The sequence below is a fragment of the Streptomyces sp. NPDC008121 genome, assembly GCF_042957155.1.
Lineage (GTDB): Bacteria > Actinomycetota > Actinomycetes > Streptomycetales > Streptomycetaceae > Streptomyces.
Window position 1 is genome coordinate 1 of sequence record NZ_JBIBHT010000033.1, and the last position, 14,444, is coordinate 14,444.

Sequence of the window (14,444 nt, forward strand, 5' to 3'; positions counted from 1 at the left end):
AACCTCACCAAACGCATAACAGGCGAAACCACCCCCACCTGGCGAGGGACGTACTAGGGCATCAAAGGGCAATCCACCTACCTCAAACGCCCTCTAAGGAGGCCCTGGGCCGTTGCCGGAGCACCGCGGCTGGGCCTGGACGGCGGCACCGACTGCCGCCCCGTTCACGATGACCTGGTCGACCGCGGCATCGACGCCCAGATCACCCCCGCGCGGAGAGAAGATCCCGATCCAGGCCGGCGGACGCTGGGTCCGTCGAGCGCACGAAGTCCTGGCTGATCAATTTCGGCAATCTGCGCCGCTGCACCGGACACAAGACCACGATCGAGTTCCGCATCGCTCTGGCCAGCATATTCATCGACGTCCGTCACCTCATCCGCCGGGCCGACCCGCTACCGCTGGGACTAGGGACCCCGCACACCCGCATCCGATGACCTGGCGCTTCTGGACTGACCTGCCCGGACGGGCTGTGTCAGGGGGCACATGGACAGGGAAGCTGAGCAGAACAGCGGCCATCCGGACCCTAGCTCAGCCTCGAAACGGTCAACCAGGAACAAGGCTGGTGGATGCAGGATCAGACTGTCCCTGAACTGCGGAACAACCCGCCTGTGAATCAGCCGTGACCATCAGAGACTTCGCAAAAGTTCACCTACCAATGAGCTGAAGTCAGTTACCGCTTGCCGGTGTCAACCCTCTCAATGGAGGGGCGGGGCTCCTGCGTATGGCAGGTCATGGGGAGGATGCCGTGATTCCGGGCCGCCACTATCTTCAAGCATGCGGCTCCGCAGTCTGGCGAGGTCGACAGCTGGTCCCGCTTCCCGTTCGGGCGTGCGGAGCCGGCGGGTGCAGGGCGGAGGGTGCGGAAGGCGAATGGGCGAGCAGATGAAGGAGCGGGTCTGCTGGCCTCGGTGTTTTCCGTCGCAAGCACCTTGTGCTGGCGAGGCCTCCCCGGGCGGCCTGAAGGCTTCGCGACGTGAACTCGGCACGGGGTGTGAGTTCGCGCGCTATTTTCCGCGCCTACGTACGGATACCGTGTTTTATTTTCTTCTGCAATGATTGAGGGATCGAAATTATGAACGCCGTTGTTAAGGTTATTGCTCTTGCGGCTGTCGCCGCTGCTGCCCTTACTGCCTCCCCCGCCGTAGCCGCCCAGGCGGAGCCGGCCGCGCTGACGCAGATCGTCGAGTTCACTGGCACCAGTCCCTATCACTTCTACGCTAAGGCTGAGGCGGAGCGTCAGATGAGCGAACACGGCGGCTGCACTCAGCTTTCCGTCGAGCAGACGCACGAGGTGATGGGCTCGTGGTCCTACACGATCACTGCTGAGTGCGTCTGACCCGCCACGGCGGAGACACGGGGCCGCGCCTACTTCGGCCGTGGGCAGGCTGCGCGCGGACACCAGCCCTCGCGTGTGTGGGCTTGACCGTCCGCGTAAACGGCTCTTGCCGTCCTGGGGGCTTGATTTCTAGTGGCAACGCCGTTCAGTTTGGCGGGAGCCGGTCCGTCAAGGCTGGTGACTGAGTCAGTGGAGCTGCTGTAGGAGAGGTCTGTCCTCCCTACAGCAGCTCCGCTGTGGAGCAGGCTGCCGTAGCAGGGAAATTCCGGGTAGCGGCCGGGGCTCTTGCGCCCGGGCCCGGGGCGGGAGTGACGGCGGCGGGTGCTGTAGCGGTGGAGCCAGCGGAACGCGTCGACGTGGGCTTCGCGCTCGCTGGACCAGGTTTCCCGGCTCTGGGGCGTCTGCCACTTGAACGAATCGTCGAGCGCGTTGTTCGCCGAATTGCCTATCGCGCTCATGGACTGACGGATGCCGGCCTGGTGGCAGGCGTCGGCGAACGCCAGGCTGGTGTACTGGGGCGGATTCAATCGGTCGTCGCAACCGTCGGCTCCTGGAGTGACAGAAAGGTGCTCGTGGAAGGCTTCGGCCGGTGTCCTCCAGCCGAGGGACTTGCGGGGTCGGCTGTGAGGGTGGCGGCGACGGCCTGGAGCTCGTCGGCGCCCCAGCGGGACAGGTCCGTGCCCTTGAGGAAGTACTGCTGCAGCCGCCATTCGTGTTCTCGTTGGCGCCTCGTTGCAAGAGGTTGTGGGGGTCGGCGAGGTAGGCCTGGAGCCCTAACCGATGCGGAGTTGGGCGCGGCGGGGTCAGTTCCGTGCCGCGATCCCAGGGCAGTGACCTGCGCAGTTGTTCGGGCAAGGGGGGGTGATTGCGCCCTTGACAGCCGCGGCGTCAAGGGCGGGAGCGTGCTTGGTGCGCAGCGCGGAGCCCAAGCCCTCCCGCCGGAGCAGTTGCAGCAGCATGGTGAACCGAGGCGCGACTACGGTGCCGATCGCGGACCGGCCGGTGCCGATGATCCGATCGCCTTCCCAGAGCCCTGGGACAGCGCGTCCTGGGCTTCCGCGGGCCGCTTGCTCATCAGCACGTCGGCGATGACATGACCCCGAACGCTCTGCCTGTGCGCTCCCGCGGGGACGGCGCCGGGAGGGGCCGGCGCGCAGGCAAGGGACCAGCTCAGCCGCGGGGCGCAACGCCTCCAGTTGCGACCGACCAGGTCCGCTAGTCTTCCCCGCGGCCGGGTCAGCTCACCGTGGTGCCGGACCTGACCGCAGCCGCAGACCCGTCAGACCGCCTGACCTTGCCCGAGTCACGGGGGACCGGGGCCAGGCCGGCCACACTGGCGAGCCGGCCGGAGCTAGCGAACACAGACATGTCTCCGCCGGTAGCGGCGATGAACCCGGCGCCCAGCGTCATCCGATGCCGGGCACGCTGGTGATCACCTCTGCGTCGGGATGCTCCCGGCACCGGGCGTCGATCTGGGCTTCGGTCTCCGAGACTTCCTCGTCGAGAGCTATCACCGTCGCGGCCAGCGTGTGGACCATCCGCGCGCAGGTCCCTTCCCCGGGAACGACGGTGAACTGGGCTTCTCCGGCGGTCACCGCGGCCTCGGCCGTGCTCTTGGCAGCGGTGCTGGTGCGCACGCCGTGGTTCTTCAGCCAGGTCCTGAGCCGTGACCGGCCGCCTTCGCAGGGCTGCGGGGTTTGGTAGCCGACCAGCAGAATCAGCTCGCTCTGGGAGGTGCTCAGACCGAAGGCACGCTCCAGGGCGGGGAGAGTACTCCAGCAGCTGCGCGCGGAGGCGATTGACCGCGCGGCTGCGGCCGGCTGCGAGGCGATCCGGCGCACGGTCAGAATCCGCAGGTCTACTGCGATCTCACCTCGCTCCTGCAGGGGCTGCAGGTCACGGCGCATGCGGGCGGGGAGAGTACTCCAGCAGCTGCGCGCGGAGGCGATTGACCGCGCGGCTGCGGCCGGCTGCGAGGCGATCCGGCGCACGGTCAGAATCCGCAGGTCTACTGCGATCTCACCTCGCTCCTGCAGGGGCTGCAGGTCACGGCGCATGCGGGCGGTGCCGGCGATGATGAACGCGTCCTTCGCGTCCGTCTTCCCGCTGCCCCGGCAGGCCGCTGAGGCGTGGTGCACGGTCCGGCCGGGAATGTTAAGCAGCTTCTGGCCGTGGCTGACCAGCAGCGCGATCCACAACGAGGCCCCGCCGGCGTTCAGGTCGACGGCCCAGGTGACCGGGCCACCGTCGGCTATCCCCCACACGTCACCAAGGAGTTCGAGCAGTTCAGCCTCGCTGTCCGGCACACGCCGCGACAGCAAGGCTGTCCCGTTGGCGTCGATGACCGTGCAATGGTGCTCGGCTTTCCCCGCGTCCGTCCCGGCCCACAATTCCGGCACCAGTCCTCCTCCGACGTGGTGTGGGGTCCCAGCAGACGACCTCGCCGACGCATCCATACGAGCGATTCAGTTCGCGTATCCCAATCAGTACTGCAATCACATCGACCTGTGGTTGAGTTCGGGGATGACCGAGCTTGGGGGGGAGGAGTGGGACGGGATGCTGGCGGGGCTGCATGCTCGGTTTGCGTCGCGTCGTGTGAGGTCGGAGCCGCGAGGGCGGGCTCTTGCGTATATGCGAAGGCTGATCGCTCCGCTGCAGCGGAAGAACGGCTGGACGCTGGCGGAGCGGGCCGGTGACCGGCTGCCGATTTGGGATGCAGCGGCTGCTGGGCGAGGCGGACTGGGACGGGGACAAGGTCCGTGAAGACGCGCGGGACTTCGTTGTCGGGACCATCGGCGACAAGAACGGCGTCCTGATGTCGCTCCGTCCCGGGACTGGATCAGCGCCGGCGGAGGGCGCGCGGGAGCACACCAACACCCCCCTGTCTCTTACACCACTGTCCCGAAACCGAGAGATCGCACCCGGCGCGACAGCCGGGCCCTCAGACTTACCGCCACCGCTCCGGACAGCCGGAGCGGCCCGCCGAAGAAGCCGACGGACCGTCACGAGCGATTAAGGCTGTAGGCGTGCTCAGGCAGCATCTCGAATCGTGGCATCGAACTTGTTATCGTCCTGGGTCACCGTGCAAGTGGGACGATCTTCCCCGTCTTCGAAGACGCGGCACGTCACGGGATCCCCCTTGAGGTAGGTAGCAACCGTGATCCGCCACTGCTTTCCATTTTTGTCACTGACGGTGTACTCGGTGTCCGTGCCGTAGGGGCTTCCTTGGTAGGAAAAGACAGGCGTGGAAGCGGTCCAGCTGCTTTCAGCTCCCGGCGCAATCACGGTGCTGTTTACGCTGCCGGGCGAATGGATGTAGGTTCCTTCCAATGCCCTAGCGTCGGTAAGTTTGGCGGGGCTGCTGGAATCATTGTGGACCGTTATGAAAAGGGGGTTCCGGAGGTCCAGCCCGGTGGTGGAGTACGCGCCTGCGGGCTCCCCCGCTGCGTAATAGTTGCTTCCGGGCCTGTACACATTGGAGCTGCCGTCGATTTTGGCTGAGGTCGCATAGATGGCGACTCTGCCCTTGGAGTCCTTGAAGGTCAGCTCTACGGTGGGGGTGTCTTCGGTCCAGAAGGTGACTCCGTATTCCTTGCTGGAGGCGTTGGGGAGAGTGTCACCCACCCGGGGAAACCATAGTTCCGTGCGGTTTTCGATGGAGTCCTCGGCTGACCGGGAGGAGTCCAGGATGCGGACGCCTGTGACGGTGAGGTGCTCCCCGGTGCTGTTGGTGACCTTGACCTTGTTGTAGATGAGGCCTTGAGCCTCAACGCCGCCGGGGGCATGCTGCGGCTGGGCAGACACAGTCGGAGCCGGGGGGGGCGGCGGCCATGGCGGCACCCGACAGCCCGGCGGTCAGGCAGCCGGCAGCTGCGGCGACGAGCACAGATTTTTGGGCAAGACGCATGGAATTTCCTCAAAATTACTGGATATTACAGGACACACTGCCCCATGGAGCGCCACCGGAGCGCCCCCTGTCCGGTCGGTAGCGTGGATGAAAGCGCCGTCGGCTAAGGGGACAGCGGCAGACCGGGGTGCCTGTTTTTCCGGCCAGAGACGCTGCCATGAAGGCCACGGCTGCTCTGCAGTGCGGGCGCCAGACAGGCGGCGCAGGACGGGAAAACTGGGGGCCCGGCCAAAGGTCCCACCACAGTCTTGTCCAGCCGCCCGGCCGGCCCGTGCGATCCCTCGCGCATCGCACGGAAGGACAGCAGGAGCCAGCATGGCAGACGAGATCGCGGTGGCCGGCGGCGTGGACACCCACACCGACTCTCCCACCGCCCCCGGCGGCTACCGCTGTTTGCTGGAGTGGCTGCGTACGCACGGCGAGGTCCTCGCCGCCGGAATCGAAGGGACCGGCGCCTACGGTTCCGAACTCGCCCGGTTCCTGCTGGCGAACGAGGTCACCGTCGTGGACGTGGACCGTCCTGACCGCGAGGCCCGGCGGGCCGACGGCAAATCCGACCCCGTGGACGCCTACGCGGCCGCGACCGCCGTCCTCTCCGGCCGCGCGAGCGGCCGACCGAAGACCCGCGACGGCATCGTCGAGGCCATCCGGTCCCTGCGGGTGGTCCGCCGCTCGGCCATCAAGTCCCGCACCCAGACGATCAACCAGATCCGCACCCTCATCGTCTCCGCCCCCGCCGAGGTGCGCGAACGCCTGCGCGGTCTGCCCACTTACCAGCTGACTGCTCAGCTTGCCCGTTCCTGCCCTGGCACGGACCTCGCTGACCCGACCTGCGCGGTCCGGACCGCGCTGCGGCGTCTTGCCCGCCGCTGCCAGCACCTCACCGAGGAGATAGCCGAGTCCGACGCCGAGCTCGAACCCCTGGTGGCGGCAGGCCGCCCCGGGCTTGGTCGCGCTGGTCGGTATCGGCACCGGGACAGCCGCCCAGCTCCTGATCACCGCTGGAGACAATCCCGACCGGCTGAAGTCCGAAGCTTCCTTCGCCCACCTCTGCGGAGCATCTCCGACCGCCGCCAGCTCGGGGCGGACCAACCGCCACCGTCTCAACCGCGGCGGCGATCGCCAGGCCAACCATGCACTCCACACGATCGCCCTCGTGCGGATGCGCTACGACCCCCGCACACGGCTCTACGCCGCCCGTCGCACGGCCCAAGGCATGTCGAAGAAGGACATCTTCCGCTGCCTCAAACACTTCATCGCGCGCGAGGTCTACAAGTACCTGACCAGCGCGAACGTCTTACAGAATCAACTCCTGCAGGCCGCTTGACGATCGATAGGAGCTTCCGGAACGGCCCACAATGAACGGTATGGACCGGGTGAGGGGCCAGCGTCCCGCAACGCACGAGGCTCCCGTGCCGGTGGGAGGGGTGTTCGACGTCTCAGCTCATCAGCGCAGGAGCCTCGTGAGTTCCCTATCCTGCCGCCCCCGGCCTGCCGCACGCCCTGGTCGAGCGAGTGTCCATGCTCCTCGTCACCCGTGAGGGTGACCGACGCTGCAAGCTCCCGCCCCACCAGCGCGCCCTGGTTTGCCTGGTCTGCCTTCGCGGGCACGACATGCTCACGCAGCTCGCCGCGGCCTTCGGCTTTCCGCCGGGACCGCCCACGCCTGCGTCACGCCGTCGTCGATCACCTGTCGCGAAGGGCGCCCGGACTGGTGTGGGTCCTGCGGGAGGCCGATCCTGATCACGTCCTGCCCGACGGGACGCTCGCCGAGTGCGACCGCGGCGGCGGCAGCCGGGCCGGTTTCTCCAAGAAGCACCGCCGCCACGGCGTGAACGTGCCGACCGGTCGGCATACCGGACCGCTGGTCGCGCCCGGCCATCCGGTCGGGGCATGGGTCTTCGGCCATAAGCGGGCACGAGGAGGCCCGGCAGTGGCGGGCAGGGCGCCCTGCTTGGCATAGCTGCGCCGCCACAGCACCCGGTACAAACGCTGCAGTTCACGGCGCATTCCGTTCCGTGGAGCCCCGCGCCCGGTCAGCGCCGACAGCACGCGCGAGGAAAACCGTGATCAAAATCAGCCTATGGACAGGTTAAACCTGTCGGCATCGTGCCTGACCGGAATCAGCCCCTGCGAGTGAAATTTTTCTGCTCTTCTGCTGTGATACGGCGCAACAGGCATCAGTCCGGAATGAAATGAGGTATCCGTGTCCGCTATCCGTGGTGTCCGCGCCGTACTCTCCGCCGCAGTTATTGCGTCCGCTGTTTTCGCGGGAAGTGCAACGGCCGAGGCGGCTCCGGGACAGGTCTGTTCCGTTCCTCAGTACCAGAAGACGACCTTTGACGGCTGGTCCCTGCACAACATTCGCGCGGGCTATCCCATCCATGACTGGAGGACCAGCAAGGCCACATTTGAGCTTTCGGGGGAACCCCAGGGATGCAACGGAGGCCAGTTTTTCGCTGCCACCCGGGGCGGAAGGCTGCTGTCTCTTGAAGTGGAAGCAGGGGGTACGAGCACGCCCAACTGGTGGGACATGCAGTTCAAGCTTCCGGCTGGCGTGACCTTTGCTCAGGTCTACTACGGCGACCCCGGCGACATGGACAGCGCAGTTGTCCTCGGATCGGTTTCACATCTGCTTCCCTGACCTGGAACGTGGGGGCTATGCCCGTTTCATAATCCGATCGCGCCACTCGCCCGAGAGTAAATCGGCAGTTGGCGGAATCCAGGGCGGACGTTGAGCCGTTCCGCGTTTGGTAGGGACTCGGCCACTTGAGGCTGCAGGACCAGGCACCCGGGGGCACGACGACGGAGGATTGGGCGGAGCTGAAGCGGCTCAAAGGGGAGAATGCCGAACGGAAGAGGGCGGCATCCTCGAGGCAGCAGCGTCTCTTCTTCGCGGCCGCGATGGTGCCTCCCGCACCGCCTACGCGCACGAGCCCTGGCCGTGACGGCTCTCAAGGCCCGCGGAGAGCCAGCACGCCGCCGCCCCCGGGCAGAAACCATCACCAGGCTGGTCCACACTCTGGCCGGGGAGGTGATGGCACGGAGTCCTCGTCCCGGCCGGTGATGCGCAGCACCACAAGGCCAGGCTTCGCGATGTGCTGCTCGTCGATCGGCTTCATGACCGCTGCGATAGCGGTGGAACCGAGACGGTCCGGGGGCGGTGACCGTCGCTCTCGCGATGGGAGGCGCTTCCCAGGCCGCGCGCAGGACCGCCCCTGCCGTCTTGCGCAGGTCCTGGACGAACTCCGCGTATGCAGCGCACAGGGCGCCCACCGCTTCGAATTCGATCTTCATCCAGGTTAGGTGGCGGGAGATTGTCCCGGATCTGCTGCGACGTCTCCGACCGCCGCGCGCTCCTCTACAGGGCATCGCATCGCCGCCGTCTGATGGAATAGGGCATCTCCTTGTAGGCGCTGTCACGGCTTAATTCGGCGTGCGAGCCAGATGCTGACGGCCGCAGTGAGCAGTAGAGAAAGCAGAAGGCACCCCAGGAATGTGCCTGGGCAGCCGCCCCAGGGGCACGTGGATCCTGAGCGGCTGCACCACGAATAAGTGACGCCGTGCCGTCCTAAATGTTGTGGCCCAGAACGTCTAGGGCGACATCGAATGATCCTTCGCCGTATTTGCCGTCCACAAGCGGCGCTAGGTGCTGCATCACTGGATACTGTATTCCCTGCACCGCAAGCCTGTTGCCGCCGCCTGCTCGCTGCCCCTCCCGCCTGAGGCCCCGCTTGTTGGCCTCTGCGGCGGCATCTTTCCAGGACTGGCTGAGTTGTTTCCTCTGGCTTGCGAGGGCACCGCCGTTCTTTGCCAGGAAATCCAGCAGAGCCTGACTGTCTTTCTCGGGGGCGTTACGCGGCAGATCGGCCATTGCATGACGTGTCATTCTTGGCGCGAATTCGCTGATCGCGGGCTTCAGCTCGGTCCCGTATGTGTCCAGTACCTCCGTTGTGAGCCGGAGGACCTCATTTCTGTAGGCGACTGCAATGTCGGACATGTCGGCCGGAACCACACCTGCGATATCGGCCCCCTGAACGGGTACTGGAATGCCGGTGTGTGTGGGGGACACGGGCGGCGGGGCGGCAGTGTCCTGCTGCCTGACGGCGGGGGCCGTAGTGAGGTCTGCCGGCGGTGCAGCTGCTGGGGCCGTGCCGTGGGGTGCGGCCGTAGGGTCTGCGGCGGCCTTCTGGACTTCCGTGATGGTATCGCGGCTGGCTGCGCTGGTGGTTTTGCGGATGGTGGAGGGATGGAGGGCGCCGCCAATGCCGCCGAGGAGGAGGCCAGCTGCACCGAGGGTGATGGAGGCGATGTTGAGGGGGTCTTCGAGCTGGGTGCGTCCGGTGCCCATAGCGACGGCGTCGAGGACGCCGGAGGCGACGTCGAGGACGGCGCCGCCCAGGGCGATGAACATGCCGATGCTGGCGGGGTTGAAGGCGGTGGCGGCCAGGGTGATGAGGGCGGCGGCGGTGGTGACACCCCAGATGAGCCAGCTGCCCCAGTCGGGTATCTCGGTGGTGCCTTCGGGATCAACATGGGTGACGGGGTTGGCGCCCATGGCCTGGTAGCGGTTGTGCTGGGGGGCGGGGTCCGGTGTGGTGAACCGTCCGGTGGCGGTGTCGTAGAGACGGCTTTTCAGGTACTGGGTACCGGAGGGGTCGGTGTATTCGCCGGCGAAGGTGAACGGCTGCCGTGCCGCCCCGTGCAGGCCCGCCGCGCCCGCCGGTGAGGCGGGCTGGCCGTCGGCGCGGGCGGGCTGGCCGTAGTCGGTGTACTGCCAGGCCTGGGACACCTCGCCGCTGTCTGCAGTGGTGAGGGCGGTGGTGCTCCCGTGCCGGTCGGCGATGAGGTAGCCGGCCCCGGTGGCCGTGGCGGCCTCTGCGCCGGGGCCGGTGAGCGTACGGGCGTGCCGGGTGCCGGCCAGCAGGTAGGAGGCAGTGGCTGTCTCTCCGGCCTGCTCCTGTTCCTGCGGTCCGGCAGTGTAGGTGTCGTTGAGCAGGGTGCCATCGGGGCTGTAGTAGAAGCGGGCGGTGGGTTCCGCCGGGACCTCGCGGTCACTGGCGCCGCCTGCCGTGGCGGGGGTTTCGGTAGCGGTGGCACGGGTGCCGTCGGCCCAGTAGGTATAGCGGGTGACCGCCCCGTCCGGAGCGGTCATGGCCGCTGGCCGGCCATTCAGGGTGTAGGTCCACTGGGTGCCGTCATGGGCGGTGGTCAGGTTGCCGTCGGCGTCGAACACCTGCTTCTGCCCTGTGCTGACTCCGCCGGTGGTGACGGTCCGGGCGGTGAGCCGGCCGGAGGAGTCGATGCCGTTGTCGGTGACCGTGTTCTTCCCGGCTGCCTCCCCGGCGCCAGGGGCGGTCTCGGTCTGCACCACATCGCCGGAGACGTTGAGGGTGTAGCGGGTGGAGGTGAGCGGCTTGCCGTCCGCACCTGACACCTCGGAGCCGGTGAGCCGGTTGTAGGCGTCGTAGGTGTAGCGGGTGGTGGTGGACACCGGCCCGCCCGGGGTGCCGTCCGCCCCGGCGCCGGGCCGGGTGTCGGTCCGCTCGGTGAGATTGCCGTGGGAGTCGTAGAGGTAAGCGGCCTCGCTGAGGACCTCACCCCCGCGGCTGGTCTTCTCCCGCTTGACCTGGTGCGCATCGGTGAACTGGGTTTCGGTGACGACACCGTTGCCGCGGTCCGTCTTCGTCACGCGGCCGAGGCTGTCATAGGTGTAGGCAACCCGGGCCCTGACCGGGCTTTGTGTGTCGTCGTGTTCGTGCTGGACGGCCTCCGCCATCGTGCCGTCGGGGTTGTAGGCGTAGAAGGTCGTCAGCCCGGCCGTGTCGGTCATCTTCATGAGCTGGCCGTGGTCGCAGTATTCCTGACGGACCGTCTTCCCGTCCGGGTAGGCCACCTCGGTGACATGCCCGTCGGCGTCATAGGAGTATGAAATCCTGCTGTCGGCCTCGTTGTCCGGGTCGAACACGCTAGTGACGGCGCCGGTGTGCGGGTCATAGCTGTACCCGGTCTTCTCCATAGTCTTGCCATCAGCGGAGGTGACCGCCGTCCCGGTCACCTGCCCGGTGTCCCTGTCGTAGTCGTAGACGGTGCGGATGCCGCTAGGGGACACGCTCTCGGCGACCTGCCCGCCGGGGGTGTAGGCGAACGTGGTTTTCGTGCCGTCGGGGCGGCGTTCCTCGGTGACGCGCCCGGCACCGTCACGGACCAGAGTGGTGCCGGAGCGCCCGGCCCCGGTGTCCTGGCCGAGGGTGAGAGTCTTCACCACCGGCGCGCCGGTCACGTCGGTGGGCGTGGTGGCGGTGATTTTCTCCCCCGGGAAGGTGTCCGGGTTCTGCGGAGCGAGGACAGTGGTGTCCGCGGCACCGCCGGAACCATAGCCGGGGGTGACGGCCACGTCCTGGGACACGGCCCGGGCCACGCGACCGAGGCCGTCGAAGGACCGGCTGGAGCCGGACTGCTGCGTGCCGTCGGCGAACGACGAGTCCGCGGCCACCGGACGGTCCGCCTGGTCGAGGGTTTCCACCGCAGTGGCCACGGCCCTGGCGGGATCGGTCTCCCCGGCCGGGAGGGTGAGCGTAGTCACCGTGGAGGTGTCGGCACCCGCGGCATCGGCATACACCGTCAGCCGGGTCAGGCCGTTCGGCGCGACCGTTTTCACCGGCCGTCCCAGAGCATCACTGGTGGTCACGGTGGTACGCCCGGCCTGGTCGGTGACCTCCGCCGTCCGCCCGCCGTCCGAGAACTCCACGCTCTGCAGGGTCCGCGCGGCCGGGTCATCGGTGAGTTCCTGGCCGGAGATGTTGTCGGTTGTCTTCACGGTGCGGCCGAGCAGATCCTGGTGCTCGACAGTCACATGCCGTTTCCCGTTCTGACCCGGCGCGGTGACAGTGATGGTGAGCGGGGTGTAGGAGACTGCGGTCACCGCCCCATCGCCCCCGGGGCCGCCGGGCACCGTGTGCCTGACCGGCCGGCCAGCCTCGTCGTAGGCGGTTTCCGTACTGCGGCCCGAGACATCCGTGGTCTTCACCGGCAGACCGGTGACCAGGTCGGTGACCGTGCTGCTGGCCCCGGCCGCCGAGGTCACAGTGTCGGTGCGGGTATGCGCCGCGGTATCGGTCACGCTCTCGTAGGTTTCGCTGACCGCGTCCGGGCCCTGGACACCGCCCGGTTCCGCGCCTTCGGCCCAGGTGACGCTCTTCCCGGTGACCTCACCCTGACCGCTGACCTCAAAACGCGTCACCGTACGGGCCGTTGACCGCTCCTGGCCGGCGTTCTTCACCGACAGCTTCACACCGGTTATGCTCCGGCCGTCATCCGACAGCGTGTTCTCGGTAACGCGCTGCGCCCCGTCGGCACCCGTGACGGTGACCTTCACGGGCAGCCCGTATCCGGCGGGTTCCCCCCCAGCCCCGCCGTCACCGCTGCTGTCTTTCCTGTCGAGTGCGGTAGCGTCATACGCGGTCACCGTGGTAGCGCCTGTGACATCGGTCCGCTCCGTCTCCCGGCCGTACTCGTCGAAGCGGGCGGTCTCGGTGGTGGTGCGGGACTTCCCCGTCACCGGGTCATGCACCGTGACCTCGGCCCGGACAGGCTTGCCGTAGTTCGCCGGCAGGGCGGAGGCCGGCGGAGGGGCCTGGCCGTTGTCACGCTCGCCCCCATACATGAGTTCCTGGGTGCGTACCGGTTTCTGCTCGCCGTTCACGTTCAGCGAAGCGGTGCGTTCCTTGAGCAGATGCAGGCTGTTGTAGACGGAGCGGACAGTGGAACGCCCGTCGGACAGTTCGGTCACATACCGGTAGTCCTCATCCGCACTGTCGAACAGCGCATCCGCGCTCTCATACTGGCCGCGGCCGGTGAAGTCATGCCCGGCGTGCTCGCCTTCCGTGCCCAGGCGGAAAGTGCGTTCGGGACTGAGGTCCCTGCCCTGCCGGTCGGTGACCCTGAGCGAGGCGGTGACGGGGAAGCCATGCGGCTGCTCGTATCCGGCCCGGGTCACTGCGCCGGCCGGAGTCTCGATCCGGGTCAGCAGCCTGCCCGGCTGGCCCTGTGGGGCGTAGTCCCAGCCCAGCGTCGTCTCCTGGCCCTCCGGATAGGTGACGGAAGCCAGCCGCCCGCTGTCCAGGTGCAGCACCACCTCGGGCCGCCGCCCGTCACTGCGCTCCGGTGAAGTGACCGTCACCCGGCCCTCCGTGCCGTAGTCAAAAGTCACCGCCTGCCCGAAGGCATCCACCGCCCGGGTGAGCCGGTGCTGGCCGCCGTGGAGCTCCCACACATAGGCGGACTCGTTGCCGAACGGATCCTGCTCGGCCACCAGATCCCCTGCCGCGGAGAAGAAACTCTTCCGGCCGTCGCTATGAGTGAGGACCCACCGGTAATCCCGCGCCGCATCCCCGAGCCCGTCCCGGGCCGGCAGGGTCCCCGGCGCGTCGCACAGAGCGAGGTCCTTCAGCAGATAACGCCCCAGGCCGGAACCCGACGCGTCCCCGGGCCGCAGGGGATAGCTGCCCCCCGAGGCGGTATGCAGCGTGCCGCCGTCCTCCGGGCCGATGTATGGCTTGCCCAGCCCCATGCCCTGCCCCAGCCCGTGCGGGTCCGCCCCGGCCGCAGCCGCGGCCTGGCTATAGGCCAGCGCCAGCTCCACCCCCTGGCCGCCGCGCCCGGGCAGCGACACCAGCGGCAGCACCGCCGCGAACGCACCCGTCTGCTCACTGACCGAGCCGGACGCCCCGCCGCCCATCGCCACAGTCCCCGACACTCCCGCCGTGGCAGCCATTGCAGCGGGTGCGGCTGCCGCGGCGGTGACGGGCACCGTGGTGACCGCCATCACGGCGGCGGTGGCCAGCGCGGTACGGCTCAGCCACCCAGCCCGGCGCCCGCCAGGGCCAGGACGGAAAGGGGCCCGGGTACCAGGAAGAGAGTTCAATTTCGGCTCCATCAGAGAAACACGCAGACGAAGCCACCCAACCGCCCCCCGCGCCCCGCGCGAATCCATCGATGAGGCCTTCAGTGGCCGGCACATCGCCGGCCGACCGGCCAGGCGCCCCGCCGCCGGGGCGGGTCTGGGTGGCGGGGCTGGCCGCGGAGGCCGGGTAAGCCGGCCGCCTTAAGACCTCGTTTCACTTGGTGAGCCGCCGGTAGTTGATGAGGCTGGTGGCGATGGCTGTGAAGGCGAGGAAGTGCTCGGGCTTGCGCTCGTAG

General features: G+C 67.8%; 7 protein-coding genes and 2 pseudogenes. 5 read left to right on the forward strand and 4 right to left on the reverse strand.

Going from position 1 to position 14,444, the window contains the following annotated elements:
* Positions 1-1,072 precede the first annotated feature (1,072 nt).
* On the forward strand, positions 1,073-1,336 hold the full coding sequence (locus tag ACFZBD_RS34640) for a hypothetical protein (protein ID WP_391147623.1): 264 nt from the start codon (positions 1,073-1,075) through the stop codon (positions 1,334-1,336).
* A gap of 1,236 nt (positions 1,337-2,572) precedes the next feature.
* Here the strand turns inward: ACFZBD_RS34640 and ACFZBD_RS34645 are convergent.
* The 3 genes from ACFZBD_RS34645 to ACFZBD_RS34655 all read right to left on the reverse strand — a co-directional run bounded on the left by ACFZBD_RS34645 (position 2,573) and on the right by ACFZBD_RS34655 (position 5,140).
* Entirely contained in the window at positions 2,573-2,746 is a 174-nt protein-coding gene (locus ACFZBD_RS34645) for a transposase (RefSeq protein ID WP_391147626.1), read from the reverse strand.
* The gene (locus tag ACFZBD_RS34650) at positions 2,743-3,735 is read right to left on the reverse strand and encodes a transposase (RefSeq protein ID WP_391147628.1); all 993 of its coding nucleotides are present in this window, start codon (positions 3,733-3,735) and stop codon (positions 2,743-2,745) included. Before ACFZBD_RS34650 ends, ACFZBD_RS34645 begins: the two co-directional genes overlap by 4 nt.
* Before the next feature lie 631 nt (positions 3,736-4,366).
* Complete coding sequence (locus ACFZBD_RS34655; RefSeq protein WP_391147629.1) at positions 4,367-5,140, reverse strand: hypothetical protein; 774 nt, start codon at positions 5,138-5,140, stop codon at positions 4,367-4,369.
* 418 nt (positions 5,141-5,558) lie between these two features.
* Here ACFZBD_RS34655 and ACFZBD_RS34660 point away from each other — a divergent pair.
* From ACFZBD_RS34660 to ACFZBD_RS34675, 4 genes and pseudogenes are all read left to right on the forward strand, one after another.
* Positions 5,559-5,906 (forward strand): annotated as a pseudogene (locus ACFZBD_RS34660) (transposase); the annotation flags it as partial.
* Positions 5,907-6,189: 283 nt separating this feature from the next.
* Complete coding sequence (locus ACFZBD_RS34665; RefSeq protein ID WP_391147631.1) at positions 6,190-6,570, forward strand: transposase; 381 nt, start codon at positions 6,190-6,192, stop codon at positions 6,568-6,570.
* Positions 6,571-6,764: 194 nt separating this feature from the next.
* Positions 6,765-7,092 (forward strand): annotated as a pseudogene (locus ACFZBD_RS34670) (transposase family protein); the annotation flags it as partial.
* 357 nt (positions 7,093-7,449) lie between these two features.
* Positions 7,450-7,887, forward strand: coding sequence for a hypothetical protein (locus tag ACFZBD_RS34675; protein WP_391147633.1), 438 nt, complete (start codon positions 7,450-7,452; stop codon positions 7,885-7,887).
* 927 nt (positions 7,888-8,814) lie between these two features.
* Here the strand turns inward: ACFZBD_RS34675 and ACFZBD_RS34680 are convergent.
* Positions 8,815-14,070 carry an RHS repeat-associated core domain-containing protein gene (locus ACFZBD_RS34680; protein ID WP_391147634.1) on the reverse strand — a complete coding sequence of 1,752 codons (5,256 nt, stop codon included), beginning with the start codon at positions 14,068-14,070 and terminating at the stop codon, positions 8,815-8,817.
* Positions 14,071-14,444 lie beyond the last annotated feature (374 nt).

What these genes read in the sequence shown, in the direction of transcription:
- ACFZBD_RS34640 (WP_391147623.1), top strand. Translation starts at nt 1,073, where the DNA reads ATGAACGCCGTTGTTAAGGTTATTGCTCTTGCGGCTGTCGCCGCTGCT.
- ACFZBD_RS34645 (WP_391147626.1), bottom strand. Translation starts at nt 2,746, where the DNA reads ATGACGCTGGGCGCCGGGTTCATCGCCGCTACCGGCGGAGACATGTCT.
- ACFZBD_RS34680 (WP_391147634.1), bottom strand. Translation starts at nt 14,070, where the DNA reads ATGGCGGTCACCACGGTGCCCGTCACCGCCGCGGCAGCCGCACCCGCT.